Source organism: Blautia intestinihominis (assembly GCF_040096655.1).
GTDB lineage: Bacteria > Bacillota > Clostridia > Lachnospirales > Lachnospiraceae > Blautia_A > Blautia_A intestinihominis.
In genome coordinates this window covers 1-17,613 of the sequence record NZ_JBBMEI010000038.1, presented here as the reverse complement: position 1 = coordinate 17,613, position 17,613 = coordinate 1, and the positions used below count along the sequence as shown (strand labels likewise).

Below are 17,613 nucleotides of genomic sequence, written 5' to 3'. Positions count from 1 at the left end.
AAAAAATATCCACTGCACACATTATCTAACATATGCAGTGGATTTGCAATCTGTTTTTATTTTATCAGCCGATCAAATCGTTCATATCCTCCTCCACAGAACGGATTCCGGCGATCCCGAAATTATCCACAAGGATCTTCGCAACATTCGGGGAAAGGAAGGCCGGAAGGGTTGGTCCGAGGTGGATATTTTTGACTCCGAGGGAAAGAAGTGCCAGGAGCACGATCACGGCTTTCTGCTCATACCAGGCGATATTGTATACGATCGGAAGTTCATTGATATCTTCCAGCTCAAAGATTTCCTTGAGTTTCAGGGCAATGACTGCCAGGGAATAGGAATCGTTGCACTGTCCTGCATCAAGGACTCTCGGGATTCCGTTGATATCGCCAAGGTTCAGTTTGTTATACTTGTATTTCGCACAGCCTGCGGTCAGGATCACCGTATCTTTCGGCAGGGCTTTTGCAAAATCTGTGTAGTAATTTCTTGTATTTGCACGTCCGTCACAACCTGCCATCACGACAAATTTGCGGATCGCGCCGGACTTGACTGCTTCCACGATCTGATCTGCCAGTGCAAATACCTGTGCGTGTGCAAAACCTCCGATGATCTCGCCGCTCTCAATCTCCTGCGGCGGTGCACATTTTTTCGCATGTTCGATCACCGCGGAAAAATCTTTTTCTTCGCCTTCTGCACCTGGGATATGTTTACATCCCGGATATCTCACTGCACCGGTTGTATAAACGCGGTCTTTGTAGCTGTCCTTCGGTGGAACGATGCAGTTTGTTGTCATCACGATCGGGCCGTGGAAACTCTCAAACTCTTCTTTCTGTTTCCACCATGCATTTCCGTAATTTCCTACAAAATTCGGATATTTTTTGAATGCAGGATAATAATGCGCAGGGAGCATTTCTGAATGTGTGTAGACATCCACGCCCGTTCCCTGTGTCTGCTCCAGAAGCATTTCCAGATCACGGAGATCATGTCCGGAGATCAGAATTCCCGGATTATTCCTGACACCGATATTTACTTTGGTGATCTCCGGATTTCCGTAAGTTTCTGTATTTGCCTTATCGAGCAGAGCCATCACCTGAACGCCGTACTTGCCAGTTTCCAGCGTAAGGGCTGTAAGGTCTTCGGCTGTAAGTGAATCGTCCAGCGTTGCGGCAAGTGCTCTCTGCAGAAATGCATCCAGTTCCTCGTCATTATGCAGCAGCGCAAACGCATGCTTTTCATAGGCGGCAAGACCTTTTAATCCATAAGTGATAAGTTCCCGCAAACTTCGGATGTCCTCATTTTCTGTGGAAAGGATCCCAACTTCAGCCGCTTTTTTGTCAAACTCTGTCTCTGTACCATTCCAGACAGCCGCCTGTGGAAGCTGCTCTCTATTCGCCGTTTCTGTAAGTAACTTTTCCTTTATATCCAGAGTTTCTCTGATACGTTCTACGATAGTTTCTCTGTCAAAATTTACATTTGTAATTGTTGTAAAAAGATTCATCACGACGAGATGATTGATCATGTCATCGATCTCTTTTCCCTCGTTACGAAGTTCTGTCGTGATCGCGCAAAGCCCCTTTGTCACATAGATCAGAAGATCCTGCATTGCAGCAACTTCCGGTTTCTTTCCACAGACGCCGGATTTCGTACATCCTGTGCAGCCTGCTGTTTCCTGACACTGAAAACAAAACATTTTATTTTCCATGGTATGACCCTCCTTGTAGTCGATATATACATTTTCTTCACAAATCAAGGATAATATACCTGCCGCCACAAATATGTGGTTATAACCACGTAAATATAAAATTATACAAAAGAAAAAGACGGATATTTAAAACCGTCTTTTTTCTATCCATAACTTTTATTTTCAATCAAAAAACTGAATCCCCATCAGCGTCAGTCCATGTGCCGGGGCTGTCGGTCCGGATACAGATCTGTCGCAGGCCTCAAGGATCTTTTTGACTCGTTCCGGTGGATACTGTCCGTTTCCAACCTGGATCAGTGTTCCTGCGATGATACGCACCATATTGTAGAGGAATCCCTCTCCTCTGACCTGGATCGTGACGATATCTCCGTCTCTCCAGATATCAATCCCTGTCAGTGTGCGGACTGTTGATTTGACTTGCGCTCCTGTTCCACAGAAGCTGGCAAAATCATGCCGTCCGATCAGATAGGAAGTTGCCTCTCGCATCTTGTCCACATCCAGTTTGTAGTGGTAGAAATAAGAGTACAGCCTCTCTGTCGGCACCGGGAATTTCCTGTTGAGGATGCGGTATTCGTAAGTTTTCTCACTGTCGCAGTAACGTGGGTGAAAATCCGGATCCACTTCCTCAGACAGCTGAATCCGAATGTCATCCGGAAGCCGCTGGTTCAGCGCATAGGAAATCTTTTCACCCGGAATTCTTGTATTGGTGTCAAATACCGCCACATTTCCCAGTGCATGTACGCCGGCATCTGTACGGCTCGCACCCATAATCTCGATTTTCTCTCCGAGAAGTTCTGTCAGGGTATCGTTCAGAACACCCTGGATCGTGACTCCGTTCGGCTGGATCTGCCAGCCACTGTAATTCGTTCCATCATATGCAACTACAAGTCCAATTCGCTTCATCTTATCACCATCCCATCACGCGGAATCCAATCGCAACGGCAAGGTACACGAACAATACCAGATATGCGACGTGGTCCCTCTTTGCATAGTGAAGTGGCTTCATCTGTGTACGATGATCGCCTCCATGGTAACATCTTGCTTCCATCGCCATTGCCAGATCATTGGCACGACGGAATGCTGAGATAAACAGCGGGACAAGAAGCGGAACCATGTTTTTGACCTTCTGGATCATGTTTCCATTCTCGAAGTCGGCGCCTCTGGCGATCTGCGCTTTCATGATCTTGTCCGTTTCTTCCAGAAGGATCGGGATAAAACGCAGCGCGATCGACATCATCATTGCGATCTCATGTACCGGAACGTGGATCTTGTTCAACGGACGCAGGCTTTTTTCCAGACCATCAGTGAGCTGATTTGGTGTTGTTGTCAGCGTCATAAGTGAAGATCCGATCACCAGATAGATCAGTCGGATTGCCATGCGGACTGCCATGGAGATTCCTTCTTTGGTGATGGTGAAGATTCCGATCTTCCAGAGCACTTCACCCGGTGTCAGAAGGATATTGAACACCATCGTGATCAGAAGGATCATGAAGATCGCTTTGAGTCCCTTAAAGATAAACTTCACCGGAACCTGAGAGATCGTGATCATCCCTGCCAGGAATAACGTTGCAACGGCATATCCTGCCACGCTGCGGAACAGGAATACGGAAATAATGAAGATCAGCGTTCCAAATAACTTGGTTCTCGGGTCCATTCTGTGGATCACAGATTTCGCCGGATAGTACTGACCGATCGTAATATCTCTAATCATTCTGAGCTCCTCCTTTCAGTAAAGGGGAGTTCATTTTCCGAAGAGCATTCAGGATATCCTGCTTCGCCTCTTCTACCGTTGTATCAGAAGGGTCGACATTGAGTCCTTTTTCCTTAAGGGCATGCATGATATAGGTGATCTGCGGGGCAGCCAGTCCCATCGGTTCCATCTCTTTGTAATGAGCAAAAACCTTCTTTGGTGTGTCATCAAAGGCGATCTGTCCATGATTGACCACGATCAGACGCTCCGCATATTTGGCTACATCTTCCATGCTATGAGAAACCAGCACAATGGTAATCCCACGAACTTTGTGAAGTTCTGCGATTTGATCAAGGATCTCATCTCTTCCCTTCGGATCAAGACCTGCGGTCGGCTCATCCAGAATCAGGATCTTCGGGTTCATTGCAAGTACACCTGCAATGGCCACTCGCTTCTTCTGACCACCAGAAAGTTCAAATGGTGATTTGTCAAAGTTTTCTTCTTTGAAGCCTACATGATGAAGTGCCTTGCGTGCTTCTTCCTCAGCCTGTTCTCTGGTCATTCCCTGGTTCATCGGTCCAAAACACACATCTGAAAGCACATCGCTCTCAAACAACTGATGTTCCGGATACTGAAAGACCAGTCCTACTTCACTGCGAAGTTTCCTGCGGTCGTATTTCTCCGCCCAGACATCCTCTCCATTGTAGGAAACGGTTCCTGATGTCGGCTGGATCAGTGCATTAAAATGCTGGATCAGTGTAGACTTTCCGCTTCCGGTGTGTCCGATCACACCGATAAACTGTCCGTCCGGGATTTCCAGATTGATATCCTTAAGTGCGTGGATCTGATAGGAAGTTCCCGGGCTGTATGTGTATGTTACGTTTTTTAATTCTATTGACATAAGGCATTTACCAGCTCTTCCGTAGTAAGGATTCCATCCGGAATGTCTACTCCGGACTGTTTGAGTTCATGCGCCAGCAGAGTTACCTGCGGTACATCAAGACGGTATTTCTTGAGAGTTTCCACCTGGGAAAAAATTTCCCGCGGAGTTCCCTCCATAACTACATGACCGCCATCCATAACGATGACATGGTCTGCATCGATCACTTCTTCCATGTAATGCGTGATCAGAACTACCGTAACATTTTCCTGCTTATTCAGCTGATGAACAGCTGCGAGTACTTCCTTACGGCCGTTCGGGTCCAGCATGGCTGTCGGCTCATCCAGGACAATGCATTTCGGACGCATCGCCATGACTCCTGCGATAGCAACTCGCTGCTTCTGACCTCCGGAAAGTTTATTCGGAGAGTGATGTCTGTACGCTGTCATGCCGGTCTTCTCAAGACTTTCGTTGACACGCTTCCAGATATCCTCGGTCGGAACTCCCATGTTTTCGGGCCCGAATCCGACATCCTCCTCCACAACAGTTCCGATGATCTGGTTATCCGGATTCTGGAATACCATTCCTGCCTTCTGACGCACCTTCCATAATTCCGGCTCCTCAGAAGTATTGATCCCGTCGATCCAGATTGTTCCATCGGACGGCAGAAGCAGTGCATTGATGTGTTTGGCAAAGGTAGACTTACCGGAACCATTATGTCCCAGGATCGCTACAAACTGTCCTTCCTTGATATCAATATCCACACCATCCACAGCTCTCTGTGTTTCCTGAACGTTGCCGTCCTCATCATATTTCAAGTAATCGAATGCAAGTTTTACTGCTTTGATGATTCCCATCTCTTATAGTCCTTTCAGGCTTCTTCTGCAGGTGTCTGACCGGTCAGAGAATCGATCAGTTCCCATATTTCATCTCTTCCCTGCTTTGTTTCTGCGGAATACGGAATGATCTTCGTTCCCTTGGTAAGCTTAAGTTCTTCACGGATAACTTTGAGACATTTCTGAACCTGGCTTCTCTTGATCTTGTCAAGCTTGGTCGCTATGATGATCGGTTCATATCCATTGTGCAGGATCCATTCATACATCTGGCAGTCATTCGCAGATGGTTTGTGGCGGATATCGATAAGAAGGAACACTGCCTTGAGATCCTTGGAAGTATGCAGATAACGCTCGATCATCTTTCCCCATTTTTCTTTCTCGGCAGGTGTGATCTTGGCATATCCATATCCCGGAAGATCCACCAGAAACATCTCGTCATTGATCTTATAAAAGTTGATCGTCTGTGTCTTACCCGGCTGGGCACTGGTGCGTGCCAGTGCCTTGCGGTTCATAAGACCATTGATCAGAGAAGATTTTCCTACATTTGATTTTCCTGCAAAAGCTACCTCCGGCATCCCTGTATCAGGAAGTGTGCTGGTAACTCCGCAGACAATATCCAAAACTGCATTTTTAATAATCATAAATTCCTCTTTATTTCACCAGTGCTTCGTGAAGCACTTCCTTCATATTATCTACATAGGAAATTTTGAGGCCGTCCAGGATCTCTGCATCGATCTCCTGAATATCCTGCTTATTTTCCCTCGGAACAAGTACCTGTTTGATACGGGCGTATTTCGCTGCAAGAAGTTTCTCCTTGAGACCGCCGATCGGCAGAACCCTGCCGCGGAGAGTGATCTCTCCTGTCATGGCTACATCTGCGCGCACTTCCTTACCAATGATCGCAGAAAGCATCGCTGTCGCCATGGTGATACCCGCAGACGGACCATCCTTCGGGACAGCTCCCTCCGGGATATGTACGTGAATGTCATTTTCCTGGAAAAATTCCGGTTTAATATCGTACTGGTCTGCAACAGAACGGATATAAGAAATACCAGCCATTGCGGATTCCTTCATGACATCTCCAAGCTGACCGGTCAGTACCAGTTCACCCTTGCCAGGCATGACATTTACCTCGATCTGAAGTGTATCGCCGCCAACCTGTGTCCAGGCAAGTCCTCTTGCGATTCCTACTTCGTCCTTCTTGTTTGCCATCAGATAACTGTATGTGGATTTGCCGAGGAATTTGTCAAGATTCTTCGTATTGACAACAACTTTGTCCGCACCGTTCTCCATGAGTTCACGGGCTGCTTTACGGCAGATCTGACCGATCTTGCGCTCAAGTCCTCGTACTCCTGCCTCTCTGGTGTAGAGAGTGATCATTTTGCGAAGTGCGGCCGGCTGTATGGTCAGCTTACCTTTCGGGATACCATTTACTTCAAGCTGCTTCGGGATCAGATGTTCCTTCGCGATATGTTCCTTCTCATTCTCGGTATAGCCTGAGATCTCGATCACTTCCATACGGTCCAGAAGCGGTCTCGGGATTCCCTGGATATCATTTGCAGTCGCAATAAAAAGTACCTCGGAGAGATCCTGCGAAACCTCTACATAATGGTCATTGAAGTGGCTGTTCTGCTCCGGATCCAGAACTTCAAGCAGTGCAGAGGAAGTATCTCCCTTGTAATCGCTGCTTGTCTTGTCGATCTCGTCAAGGAGCATCAGAGGATTGCTGACGCCCGCCTGCTGCAAGGCAACAGTGATGCGTCCCGGCATTGCCCCTACATAAGTCTTACGATGTCCACGGATCTCAGCTTCGTCACGAACGCCGCCAAGACAGATACGGACATATTTCTTGTGAAGTGCCTCTGCCACAGAATGGGCAATGGAGGTCTTACCAGTTCCAGGAGGTCCCACAAGACAGAGAATCGGACTCTTGCCGCCGGAAGTCAGTTTACGCACGGAAAGAAATTCCATGATACGCTCCTTGACTTCTTTGAGGCCGTAATGTCCCTCCTCCAGGATCTTCCATGCTTCGGCAAGATCCATGGAATCCTCGGATTTCTTATCCCACGGAAGATCCAGCAGTGTTTCGATATAGGTGCTAAGCACGCTGCTCTCAGCTGCACTGCTGTTCATGCTCTTGAAACGGTCGATCTCCTTGCTGATCTTATCCTTGACTTCTTTTGAAGCCTGGAGTTTCTCAAGTTTCTCGCGGTATTCCTGTGCTGTGTCAGCAGTGTTGTCCTCTCCAAGCTCTTCACGGATCAGTTTGAGCTGTTCTCTCAGAATATATTCTCTCTGGTTCTTGTCTACGCGGGCTTTGAGTTTGTGCTGGAGATCATGTCCGATCTGAAGCACTTCGATCTCATTGTTCAGGATCGCTGCAAGAACTTCATACTGTTCTTCCAGTGTCACTGCCTCCAGGATCTTCTGCTGATTCTGGTAGGTGATCTGGATGTTCACAGATACCTGTGAGATCAGTTCTTCCAGATTCTGGATGTTCATGATCTTGGCAGCAAGATCTTTGCTGATCCTGCCGCTCTCGATACAGTATCTCTGAAACAGTTCACGGATGCTTCTGTACATTGCCTCTCTCAGAGACTTCGCATAATGGGCTCCATCTGCCTCAAATCCTGCGGTCTCTGCCATGAGGAATGGTTCCTCCTGTTCCAGTCCGATGAGTTCTGCGCGTTCCACGCCCTCGACCAGAACACGGAGCAGATCATGTGGTAATTTAACTACCTGTTTGATATATGCAACTGTACCAACCTTGTACAGATCTGTGATTCCCGGTGTTTCCATTTCCGGATCTTTCTGTGTGACCAGAAAGATCTTCTCATCCTGAAGCATGGCAGCTTCAATTGCCTTCATAGAGCGTTCTCTGCTTACATCAAAATGAACGATCATATCCGGCAGGATCGTCGTTCCTCGAAGTGCGATCGCAGGAAGAATGCTAATTGGCTGTTTCATGTTTCTTCAGTCCCTTCTTTAGGCCGTTTCCGGCTTGCCTTTCTTTCTTGAACGGGAAGTTTTCTTAAGCTCCGGTGCCGGTGCTTCGCCATGGATGACTTCCGGCTCTGCTGTTCCTTCTACGGCATCCTTTGTGAGAATGCATTTCTGGATCGTCTTGTCAGAAGGTGTGCGGTACATAAGATCCATAAGAGATTTCTCCATGATAGATCTGAGTCCTCTGGCTCCTGTCTTACGTTCCAGAGATTTACGTGCAACTGCTTCCAGTGCTTCATCCTGGAATTCCAGTTCTACGCCGTCCAGCTCAAACAGCTTGTGATACTGTCTGGTCAGTGCGTTCTTTGGCTCCTTGAGGATACGGATCAGTGCTTCCTCATCCAGTCCGTCAAGAGTTACAACGATCGGAACTCGTCCGATGAATTCCGGGATAAGACCAAATTTGACAAAATCTTCCGGCATGACATCCTTGAGGATCTCACCGATGTTTCTCTCTTTCTTGACCTCTACTTCTGCACCAAAACCGATAGACTTCGTGTTCTGTCTTGCCTCGATCGCTTTCTCGATCCCGTCAAAAGCACCGCCGCAGATAAACAGGATATTTGTCGTATCGATCTGAAGGAATTCCTGATGTGGGTGCTTACGACCTCCCTGCGGCGGTACGTTTGCAACGGTTCCCTCGAGGATCTTCAGAAGTGCCTGCTGAACGCCCTCACCGGATACATCACGGGTGATGGATGCGTTTTCGGATTTTCTGGTGATCTTGTCGATCTCATCAATATAGATGATTCCGTACTGTGCACGTTCAATGTCATAGTCTGCTGCCTGGATCAGTTTCAGAAGGATATTCTCCACATCCTCACCGACATAACCGGCCTCTGTCAGTGTTGTAGCGTCTGCAATAGCAAACGGCACATTCAGAAGACGGGCAAGTGTCTGTGCAAGCAGAGTTTTACCGGAACCGGTCGGTCCAAGCATCAGGATGTTGCTCTTCTGTAATTCCACATCCAGGTTTCTGGATGCTGTGATTCTCTTGTAATGGTTATAGACAGCTACGGAAAGTGCTTTCTTTGCCTCATCCTGTCCAATAACGTAGTCATCCAGAATCTTATGAATCTCTTCTGGCTTTAACAGATTGATGTCTGTATCATAGATATCTTCCTGGTCGTAATCTCCCAGTTCCTCTTCCATAATCTCTGAGCAGATACCTATACACTCATCACAAATAAAAACTCCCTCCGGACCTGCGATCAGCTTGCGGACCTGGTCTTCAGATTTGTGACAAAAAGAGCATCTGACTTTTCCATCTCTTATTTTTTCTGCCATAGATAGTTCTCGTTTCCTTTCCGTTTGTTATGGCACAAAAGGAACCCCCTGAAAAGAGGTTCCTTTTGTCTGCTTTATTTATGCTCGACAACACCATCGATCAGTCCGTATGCCTTTGCTTCTTCAGCAGTCATATAATTGTCGCGGTCTGTGTCTTTTTCCACTACTTCATAAGGCTGTCCTGTGTTTTCTGCCAGGATCTCATTCAGTGTACGCTTGGTCTGTGCGATATGGTCTGCAACGATCTGGATCTCGGTTGCCTGACCCTGTGCACCGCCTGACGGCTGATGGATCATAATGGTAGAATGCGGCAGGGCAAATCTCTTACCCTTGGTTCCTCCTGCCAGAAGGAAAGCTCCCATGCTGGCTGCCATTCCAAGACAAATGGTAGATACATCACATTTGATGTACTTCATTGTGTCGTAGATCGCCATACCAGCGGTTACAGATCCTCCCGGACTGTTGATATATAATTGAATGTCTTTACCAGGATCCTCTGCTTCGAGGAACAGAAGCTGTGCCACGATAATGCTGGCACTTACATCATTTACTTCTTCTCCAAGAAAGATGATACGGTCTTTCAGAAGACGGGAGTAAATGTCGTAACTTCTTTCGCCTCTGCTTGTCTGCTCAATGACATAAGGTACTAAACTCATATAATATGCCTCCATTCGTCGCCTGACTGTGGATCATAATGTCTGCTTAGGCTTCTTTTGCCTCGTCAGCTACGAGAGTTACGGCTTTCTGTACAGCCATATCTTTCTTCATCTGCTCTAATTCGCGGTCGCCAAGCAGTTCTTTGATCTTGTCAGCTTCCATCTTGTATGCTTCAGCCATTTTGCTGATCTCTTCGTCAACTTCTTCCTGAGTCGGCTGAATGTTTTCAACTTCTGCGATCTTCTCAAGAACCAGTCTTGTCTGGATTCTCTTGAGAGCCTGTGGTTTCATTTCTTCCTGCATCTTCTCAGCTGTCATTCCTGTGAACTGGAAGTACTGCTCCATGGTAAGTCCCTGAGACTGCATTCTTCTTGCGAAGTCATCCAGCATCTGACGTGTCTGAGTAGCTACCATTGCATCCGGAATCTCCATCTCTGCGTTCTCGATTGCTTTGTCTACTGCTGCGTTTTCTTTTGCTGCACGAGCTTCTTTTTCTTTCTTTTCTGTCAGGTTCTTCTTGATGTCTTCTTTGTACTCTGCAAGAGTATCGAACTCAGAAGCGTCCTGTGCAAAATCATCATCCAGTTCCGGAAGTTCTTTTGCTTCTACTTTCTTAACGTCACACTGGAATACAGCTTCTTTGCCAGCCAGTTCTTTTGCCTGGTATTCTTCCGGGAATGTAACCTTAACTTCTACGTGGTCTCCGGCTTTAGATCCAACGAGCTGATCTTCGAATCCCGGGATGAAAGATCCGGAACCAAGTGTCAGCGGGTAGTCTGTTCCTTTGCCGCCTTCGAATGCTTCACCGTCAACAAATCCTTCGAAGTCGATTGTTGTGATGTCGCCATTCTCTGCTCCACGGTCTTCTACTGTAACTGTTCTGGAGTTTTTCTCCTGCTCTTTCTTCAGTTCAGCTTCAACGTCCTCGTCTGTTACTTCTGTCTCAGACTTCGGAACCTCTACTCCTTTGTACTCACCAAGAGTAACTTCCGGTTTAACAGCTACTTCTGCTGTGAAGATGAAAGTTTTTCCTGGCTCAGCCTGTGTTACAGCGATCTCCGGCTGGGATACGATCTCAAGCTCGCACTCCTCAACTGCTTTGCTGTAGTGCTCCGGGATCAGAGCGTTTGCAGCGTCCTCAAGGAAGATTCCCTTGCCGTACATCTGCTCGATCATTTTTCTTGGTGCTTTTCCTTTACGGAATCCTGGAAGAGAGATTCTTCCTTTTGCTTTCTGGTATGCAGCCTGCATAGCTTTCTCTAAATCTTCAGCGGAAACCTCGATTGTAAGTTTCGCCATGTTCTTTTCCAGTTTTTCAACCTGTAAACTCATGTTTTTTGTTCCTCCTTAATTTTCAGATATAAGCTCTGAATATTCTATCTATTGCTTATCCCTGTCTGCGGATAATGCGTACAGGTAGCTGTATCCCGATATCAAGAGATACAATTACAGTCATTATCGTAGTATAGCACAACAGGTATAAAAACGCCAGTATTTTTTGTAGAAAACTCCTGTTTTTGCCTTATTTCCGGGAATATACTACGGATTCTGCGATCTCATCCGCCTTTTCTTCACCGAGAAGCTGTCCGATCAGGCTTAATGCGAAGTCCACAGCGGTTCCAAGTCCGCGGCTGGTCGTCACATTGCCATCAACTACAACACTCTCATAAGACGGCTCTGCGCCGGTAAGCCCCTCCATGCAGGACGGATATGCAGTTGCCTTTCTTCCTTCAAGGAATCCAAGAGATGCCAGAACAGTCGGTGCCGCACAGATTGCCGCTACTTTACCGCTCTTTCCGTAGAAATCTCTCAGAAGGTCACAGAGCGGCTGATACTCTCCCAGATACTTCGTTCCCGGCATTCCTCCCGGAAGGACGAGCATGTCTGCATCTGAAAAATCAGTTCCCGTAAATACTCTGTCGGTCTTCATCATGATCCCATGGGATGTTGTGATCTCATTGCTCTCTTTGATGGAAACAGTTTCTATGTCGATTCCTGCACGGCGCATCAGGTCTACTACGGTCAGGCCTTCGATATCTTCAAATCCGTCTGCAAGAAAAATATAAACTTTTTTGCTCATAAAAAACCTCCCTGTTTCGTATCTGTTTTATTTTTCCCATTTGTTTAGTATAGCATTTATCAGGAAAAAGGGATATACTAAATCTACGAAATCTAATGAATTTTTTCCCTGTAATTCAGAATGCAAAGGAGTATGCACATGGAAATCGAAAGAAAATTCCTCATAAAAAAAGAACAGCTTCCAAAAGATCTCGCAAACTGTTCTTTCCATAAAATCGAGCAGGGTTATCTCTGCACGGATCCTGTCGTCCGCATCCGCAGGCAGGATGATGAATATTATCTGACTTATAAATCAAAAGGACTCCTGTCCAGAGAGGAATACAATCTCCCTCTGACCCAGGAATCCTATGAGCATCTCAAGCCAAAAGCCGACGGCATCGTCATCTCCAAGACCCGTTATCTGATCCCGGAAAAGGATGGCCTGACGATCGAACTTGATGTCTTCCACGAAGACTATGATGGACTTCTTCTTGCCGAAGTTGAATTCGAATCCGAAGAACAGGCAAATACCTATATTCCTCCGGAATGGTTCGGAGAAGATGTCACTTATTCTTCTGCTTATCACAACAGCACTTTAAGCAAAGGCAGAAATTAAACCTCGTGTTTTTCTTCCTTACATTTCTTAAACGGTGAATGTGACATGTCGCTGTCCTCTGTCATCAGGAACTTCCTGATTGCAAAGAGGACGGCGATGGCAATGACTCCGATCAGTGTCTGTGTTGGTGCCATATGCTCAACAACCATCTGTCTGGCTGTTGCAAACATCAGCACTTCTACAACTGTCTGCGCGGAGTGGCGGCAGAGCATCTTTACAAACTCCACACCTACGACCAGCGACAGGGCGTTTGCCAGAAACTTTGTAAAAAAGTCAATATCCATGTCCATAAGCGAAGTCTCTGTGATCGCATAGATCAGCCGGATGCCAGCCAGCGCGATCACGATCAGAATGACGATAGAAAGCACGATTTCTGTATAGCGGGCAACATTGTAGATTCCCTCGTTGAAGTGCTTACGTATCTTGTGATTTACCTCCTTGTGCATAAACCCTCCCTAAACTGAAGCCCTGTTATTTACTGCTTCTTTAGCTTATCATGGGGAGATATGCGCTGTCATGTCCTTTTATCCGTACATTTATTTTTTCTTTCAGTTTGCCGAATCCAAACATAGTTCCCCTCCCAGTTTTAAATCAAAGAAAATTAATAAAAAATGTGATCGTAAGGCTGTTGATAAAGTCTGCAAACAATTTTGATTTTTTTGCCTTTCACAATATTTTCTCCATTTAGAATACCTTGGTAGTCCACTTGCTCATATCCCAGACTTCATTTACCACATCCTGGTAAAACTCCGGTTCATGGCAGATCAGAAGGATACTTCCTCTGTACTCTTTGAGGGCACTCTTTAATGCCTCTTTGGCATCTACGTCCAGATGGTTGGTCGGCTCATCGAGAAGCAGGACATTGGTATCGCGGTTTACAAGTTTACAGAGACGGACTTTTGCCTGCTCACCACCGCTTAAGACACGGACCTGACTCTCGATATGCTTCGTTGTAAGACCGCATTTTGCAAGAGCTGAACGGATTTCATACTGTGTGTAGGACGGAAATTCCTGCCATAATTCTTCGATACAGGTCGTCTTATTGTCACCCTTTACTTCCTGCTCGAAATATCCAAGCTGGAGGTTTTCTCCTCGCTCGCAGTTTCCCTTGAGGGACGGGATCAGTCCAAGGATGCTCTTGAGCAGGGTTGTTTTGCCGATTCCGTTTGTTCCGACCAGTGCGATCTTCTGTCCTCGTTCCATCGTGAAGTTCAGTGGTTTGGAAAGTGGCTCATCATAACCGATCACGAGGTCATGTGTTTCAAAAAGCATTTTGCCCGGTGTGCGTCCATAACGGAAATGGAACTCCGGCTTTGGTTTCTCTGCTGCCAGCTCGATCACATCCATCTTGTCCAGTTTCTTCTGACGGGACATTGCCATGTTTCTGGTTGACACACGGGCTTTGTTTCTCGCAACGAAGTCCTTGAGTTCGCTGATCTCCTGCTGCTGGCGGCGGTAAGCTGCCTCAAGCTGTGCTTTCTTCACTGCGTAGACTTCCTGGAAATGATCGTAATCACCCACATAGCGGTTCAGCTCCTGATTTTCCATATGGTAGATGATATTGACTACATCATTCAGGAATGGGATATCATGAGAGATCAGGATAAAAGCATTCTCGTAATCAAGAAGATAACGTTTGAGCCATGCGATATGTTCTTCATCGAGATAGTTGGTCGGTTCGTCAAGAAGCAGGATGTCCGGTTTCTCCAGAAGGAGTTTGCCGAGAAGCACCTTCGTTCTCTGACCGCCACTTAAGTCTGTTACATCGCGGTCAAGTCCCAGATCCAGAAGCCCCAGTGCTCTTGCAACTTCTTCTACCTTGGAATCAATGACATAAAAATCATGCAGAGTCAGCTCGTCCTGGATCGTTCCCAGTTCTTCCATCAGTGTGTTCATCTCTTCTTCGTCTGCGCTCCCCAGAAGATCGCAGATCTCATTCATCCGCTGTTCTTTCTGAAGCAGCGGGTCAAAAGCAGATTTCAGCACTTCCTGGATCGTCATGCCTTTTTCGAGGACGGCGTGCTGGTCAAGGTAGCCTGCGTGGACGTTTTTTGCCCATTCTACCTTGCCTTCATCCGGCATCAGTTTCCCTGTGACAATGCTCATGAAAGTAGACTTGCCTTCTCCGTTCGCTCCAACAAGTCCGATATGTTCTCCTTTAAGAAGTCTAAAAGAAACATCTGAAAAAATAGCTCTGTCGCCAAAGCCATGTGTCAGATGCTCAACGTTTAATATGCTCATAAATTTCTCCTTTTTGTAATGATGGTTTTATTATATCTGACATCTGAAAGGGATTTCAACCTATTTTGCATATATGGACAAAAAAACGACCGTACACATAATGTGTACAGCCGTTTCTTTTAAGATTGATATTTGGAAATCAGTCTGTTTCGTTGAATACTGATTTGTCGAGAGCGCCGTTCTGGTGTGCGACGATCGTTGTGCAGACAGCGTCACCTGTGATGTTGACTGCTGTTCTTGTCATATCGAGGATACGGTCGATACCCATGATCAGACCGATTGCCTCTACCGGAAGTCCAACAGAGTTGAATACCATGGTCAGGGTTACAAGACCGACACTCGGTACACCTGCGGTACCTACGGAAGCAAGTGTCGCTGTTCCGATAACGGTCACGTAATCCATCGGGCTTAAATGGATGCCAAATGCCTGTGCCGCAAAAACTACTGCAACACCCTGCATGATGGAAGTACCATCCATGTTGATGGTCGCACCAAGCGGAATGGTGAAGGAAGAAATCTTCTTGGATACACCAACCTTCTTGGAAAGGGTATCAATAGACATCGGAATGGTCGCATTGGATGTAGCGGTTGAGAATGCGAATGCCATAACCGGGAAAAATTTCTTGATGAAACGTATCGGGTTCAGACCTGTAAAAATCTTGAGCAGGATCTGATATACACCGAAGCACTGGATCGCCAGGGCAAGCAGTACGCCGATCATATACTTCGCCAGCGGAATGAATGCGCTGAAGCCGATGTTTGCAAAAGTACGGCTGATCAGGCAGAAAACTCCGATCGGCGCAAGGCTCATGATCATCATGGTCATTTCCATCATAATGTCATTGAACTGGCTGAAAAAGTTTGCTACTGTCTCTGCACGCTCTCCCATCTTTGCAAGGATCACACCGACGATCAGGGCAAATACGATAACCTGAAGCATGGTTCCGCTTGCCAGAGAATTGATCGGGTTGTCCGGAATGATGTTGAGGATCGTATCCGTAAGGGAAGTTGCCTCCATGGTTTCCACAGACGCTGCTGAACTCTGGATTGCGCTCATATCAAGTCCGACACCTGGATTAATCAGGTTTCCGATGCCAAGTGCAACGCAAACTGCCAGTGCAGTGGTTGCAAGATAAAAAGCCAGGGTTCTCACACCTACGGTTCCGAGTTTCTTGGTATCCCCGATCGCCATGCTTCCGCAGACCAGAGAGCAGAATACCAGCGGTACAACAAGCATCTTCATCAGACGGATGAATCCCTGTCCGATGACATAAAGGATACCTTCAATAATTACATCTTTCTTAAAGCTGCTGTCCGGAACCAGATAGCAGAGAATGATACCAAGGATCGCACCTGCGATCAGGGCGATGAAAATCTTGGTTGTCAGACCGATTGCTTTTTTGTTCGGAGTTTTTGCTTTTGTGTTTTTTTCTTTCATCTTAGTCCTCCGTTCTTTCATCCATGTATTCTTTCAGAGATTCTTTCCAGTCTGGCATGTCATACACCTCAATGATACGAAGGATAAAATTGTCCAGAACTGCATATGGCGGTCTGACAGAAGAAAGATCTGACTGCTCTGTCGGAACAGATTTCAGTTCGATATTCTTGCCGGCAAGCCGTAAGATCTCCTGTGCGAATTCATAACGGTTGCAGACGCCGCTGCAGGTCACATGATAAGTTCCATATTCATTTGTGCTGATCAGATACAGGATCATTCTTGCAAGATCCTTCGCGCTGGTCGGAGAACCGAACTGGTCAGATGCAACGGAAAGAGATTTTCCGGTCTCTGCTGCCTCCAGAACACGGTTTACAAAGTTGCGTCCACCCTGTCCGTATACCCAGTTACTGCGGATGATAAAGTGCTTGTGAGTAAATTCTTTGACGTAATACTCGCCGGCTCTCTTAGATCTGCCGTAAACAGTCAGCGGATTGGTGTCATCAAATTCTGTGTAAGGTTTCTTGCTCTGTCCGTCAAATACATCATCTGTGGAAAGCTGAACGATCTTGGAACCACATTTGCGGGCAACAATGCTTAAGTTTCTTGCGCCAAGGGCATTGACACGGTATGCATGTTCCGGATTTTTTTCGCACTCATCGGTATCTGTAATACCGGTACAGTTAATGATCACATCCGGACGGTTGACGGTACCAAAGTTGATCACTTCATCCGTATCGGTGATGTCCAGTTCATCAAGGTCTGTGTTCAGAGCCTCGATCTCCATCGGGTCAAGTACATCATTCAATGCACGGCCGATCTGTCCACTTGCACCCGCAATCCATACTTTTAACATCTCTACTACCTCCTCAAAATAAAATACGGCACCGATTCAGATCAAATCAGCGCCGTTTCAATCTATGTCGTTAAATATTTTAACAATTTTGTATATTTATGTCAAGGAAAAGTGCATGTTGTCTGTTGTTTTTGCATACTTATGCGGTTTTTATATTGTATTTTTTCAAATAATGCTGAGATAATTTCCAAGAGCAGTTGCATCTGTTCGGAAGTTCTTATATGGTGAACTACTCGGCAACAAGTTACCAGAGCATCTGAAATCTGGCGGGATACCGCCTTTTTTCAGGGTGCGTCCATGACACCAATACTGCTTGCCTTTCGGCTATACAGCTACTTTTATTATTTCTGGATTT

Annotated in this window: 16 protein-coding genes; 1 reads left to right on the top strand and 15 read right to left on the bottom strand. The window is 46.5% G+C overall.

Going from position 1 to position 17,613, the window contains the following annotated elements; genetic code table 11:
* Positions 1-64: 64 nt before the first annotated feature.
* The 11 genes from hcp to WMO75_RS12055 form a co-directional block, all read right to left on the bottom strand.
* A complete protein-coding gene (hcp, locus tag WMO75_RS12105) occupies positions 65-1,699 on the bottom strand; it encodes a hydroxylamine reductase (protein WP_118698014.1) in 1,635 nt (544 codons plus the stop codon).
* Between the two features lie 162 nt (positions 1,700-1,861).
* Positions 1,862-2,602, bottom strand: a complete 741-nt coding sequence (gene truA / locus WMO75_RS12100; protein WP_118698013.1) for a tRNA pseudouridine(38-40) synthase TruA — start codon at positions 2,600-2,602, stop codon at positions 1,862-1,864.
* A gap of 4 nt (positions 2,603-2,606) precedes the next feature.
* Positions 2,607-3,410, bottom strand: coding sequence for an energy-coupling factor transporter transmembrane component T family protein (locus WMO75_RS12095; RefSeq protein ID WP_349078097.1), 804 nt, complete (start codon positions 3,408-3,410; stop codon positions 2,607-2,609).
* A complete protein-coding gene (locus WMO75_RS12090) occupies positions 3,403-4,290 on the bottom strand; it encodes an energy-coupling factor transporter ATPase (protein WP_022214221.1) in 888 nt (295 codons plus the stop codon). The genes WMO75_RS12095 and WMO75_RS12090 overlap by 8 nt, the downstream gene beginning before the upstream one ends.
* Positions 4,281-5,126: an energy-coupling factor transporter ATPase gene (locus tag WMO75_RS12085; protein WP_022214222.1), complete on the bottom strand. Its 846-nt coding sequence runs from the start codon at positions 5,124-5,126 to the stop codon at positions 4,281-4,283. Before WMO75_RS12085 ends, WMO75_RS12090 begins: the two co-directional genes overlap by 10 nt.
* A 14-nt stretch (positions 5,127-5,140) precedes the next feature.
* A complete protein-coding gene (yihA, locus tag WMO75_RS12080; RefSeq protein ID WP_022214223.1) occupies positions 5,141-5,746 on the bottom strand; it encodes a ribosome biogenesis GTP-binding protein YihA/YsxC in 606 nt (201 codons plus the stop codon).
* A gap of 10 nt (positions 5,747-5,756) precedes the next feature.
* Positions 5,757-8,072 carry an endopeptidase La gene (gene lon, locus WMO75_RS12075; RefSeq protein ID WP_349078096.1) on the bottom strand — a complete coding sequence of 772 codons (2,316 nt, stop codon included), beginning with the start codon at positions 8,070-8,072 and terminating at the stop codon, positions 5,757-5,759.
* 18 nt (positions 8,073-8,090) lie between these two features.
* Positions 8,091-9,395: an ATP-dependent Clp protease ATP-binding subunit ClpX gene (gene clpX, locus WMO75_RS12070; RefSeq protein WP_022214225.1), complete on the bottom strand. Its 1,305-nt coding sequence runs from the start codon at positions 9,393-9,395 to the stop codon at positions 8,091-8,093.
* Between the two features lie 74 nt (positions 9,396-9,469).
* Entirely contained in the window at positions 9,470-10,051 is a 582-nt protein-coding gene (clpP, locus tag WMO75_RS12065; protein WP_022214226.1) for an ATP-dependent Clp endopeptidase proteolytic subunit ClpP, read from the bottom strand.
* 46 nt (positions 10,052-10,097) lie between these two features.
* Positions 10,098-11,384: a trigger factor gene (gene tig, locus WMO75_RS12060; protein ID WP_118698012.1), complete on the bottom strand. Its 1,287-nt coding sequence runs from the start codon at positions 11,382-11,384 to the stop codon at positions 10,098-10,100.
* A gap of 190 nt (positions 11,385-11,574) precedes the next feature.
* Complete coding sequence (locus WMO75_RS12055) at positions 11,575-12,132, bottom strand: DJ-1 family glyoxalase III (RefSeq protein WP_022214228.1); 558 nt, start codon at positions 12,130-12,132, stop codon at positions 11,575-11,577.
* Between the two features lie 138 nt (positions 12,133-12,270).
* Here WMO75_RS12055 and WMO75_RS12050 point away from each other — a divergent pair, with 138 nt between their 5' ends.
* The gene (locus tag WMO75_RS12050) at positions 12,271-12,726 is read left to right on the top strand and encodes a CYTH domain-containing protein (RefSeq protein WP_022214229.1); all 456 of its coding nucleotides are present in this window, start codon (positions 12,271-12,273) and stop codon (positions 12,724-12,726) included.
* On the opposite strand, the gene WMO75_RS12045 is transcribed toward WMO75_RS12050, so the two are convergent.
* From WMO75_RS12045 to rfbD, 4 genes are all read right to left on the bottom strand, one after another.
* A complete protein-coding gene (locus WMO75_RS12045) occupies positions 12,723-13,172 on the bottom strand; it encodes a phosphate-starvation-inducible PsiE family protein (protein ID WP_022214230.1) in 450 nt (149 codons plus the stop codon). The genes WMO75_RS12050 and WMO75_RS12045 overlap by 4 nt on opposite strands.
* Positions 13,173-13,410: 238 nt before the next feature.
* On the bottom strand, positions 13,411-14,967 hold the full coding sequence (locus tag WMO75_RS12040) for an ABC-F family ATP-binding cassette domain-containing protein (RefSeq protein ID WP_291580098.1): 1,557 nt from the start codon (positions 14,965-14,967) through the stop codon (positions 13,411-13,413).
* Between the two features lie 139 nt (positions 14,968-15,106).
* Entirely contained in the window at positions 15,107-16,405 is a 1,299-nt protein-coding gene (locus tag WMO75_RS12035; RefSeq protein WP_118698010.1) for a dicarboxylate/amino acid:cation symporter, read from the bottom strand.
* 1 nt (position 16,406) lies between these two features.
* Positions 16,407-17,258, bottom strand: coding sequence for a dTDP-4-dehydrorhamnose reductase (gene rfbD, locus WMO75_RS12030; protein ID WP_022214233.1), 852 nt, complete (start codon positions 17,256-17,258; stop codon positions 16,407-16,409).
* Positions 17,259-17,613: the final 355 nt, after the last annotated feature.

Excerpts from the sequence above, each read along its gene's own strand:
- WMO75_RS12035 (WP_118698010.1), bottom strand. The coding sequence starts at position 16,405 with ATGAAAGAAAAAAACACAAAAGCAAAAACTCCGAACAAAAAAGCAATC.
- clpX (WP_022214225.1), bottom strand. The coding sequence starts at position 9,395 with ATGGCAGAAAAAATAAGAGATGGAAAAGTCAGATGCTCTTTTTGTCAC.
- WMO75_RS12055 (WP_022214228.1), bottom strand. The coding sequence starts at position 12,132 with ATGAGCAAAAAAGTTTATATTTTTCTTGCAGACGGATTTGAAGATATC.
- WMO75_RS12050 (WP_022214229.1), top strand. The coding sequence starts at position 12,271 with ATGGAAATCGAAAGAAAATTCCTCATAAAAAAAGAACAGCTTCCAAAA.
- WMO75_RS12085 (WP_022214222.1), bottom strand. The coding sequence starts at position 5,126 with ATGGGAATCATCAAAGCAGTAAAACTTGCATTCGATTACTTGAAATAT.
- lon (WP_349078096.1), bottom strand. The coding sequence starts at position 8,072 with ATGAAACAGCCAATTAGCATTCTTCCTGCGATCGCACTTCGAGGAACG.
- hcp (WP_118698014.1), bottom strand. The coding sequence starts at position 1,699 with ATGGAAAATAAAATGTTTTGTTTTCAGTGTCAGGAAACAGCAGGCTGC.
- WMO75_RS12040 (WP_291580098.1), bottom strand. The coding sequence starts at position 14,967 with ATGAGCATATTAAACGTTGAGCATCTGACACATGGCTTTGGCGACAGA.
- WMO75_RS12090 (WP_022214221.1), bottom strand. The coding sequence starts at position 4,290 with ATGTCAATAGAATTAAAAAACGTAACATACACATACAGCCCGGGAACT.
- clpP (WP_022214226.1), bottom strand. The coding sequence starts at position 10,051 with ATGAGTTTAGTACCTTATGTCATTGAGCAGACAAGCAGAGGCGAAAGA.
- yihA (WP_022214223.1), bottom strand. The coding sequence starts at position 5,746 with ATGATTATTAAAAATGCAGTTTTGGATATTGTCTGCGGAGTTACCAGC.
- truA (WP_118698013.1), bottom strand. The coding sequence starts at position 2,602 with ATGAAGCGAATTGGACTTGTAGTTGCATATGATGGAACGAATTACAGT.
- rfbD (WP_022214233.1), bottom strand. The coding sequence starts at position 17,258 with ATGTTAAAAGTATGGATTGCGGGTGCAAGTGGACAGATCGGCCGTGCA.
- WMO75_RS12095 (WP_349078097.1), bottom strand. The coding sequence starts at position 3,410 with ATGATTAGAGATATTACGATCGGTCAGTACTATCCGGCGAAATCTGTG.
- tig (WP_118698012.1), bottom strand. The coding sequence starts at position 11,384 with ATGAGTTTACAGGTTGAAAAACTGGAAAAGAACATGGCGAAACTTACA.
- WMO75_RS12045 (WP_022214230.1), bottom strand. The coding sequence starts at position 13,172 with ATGCACAAGGAGGTAAATCACAAGATACGTAAGCACTTCAACGAGGGA.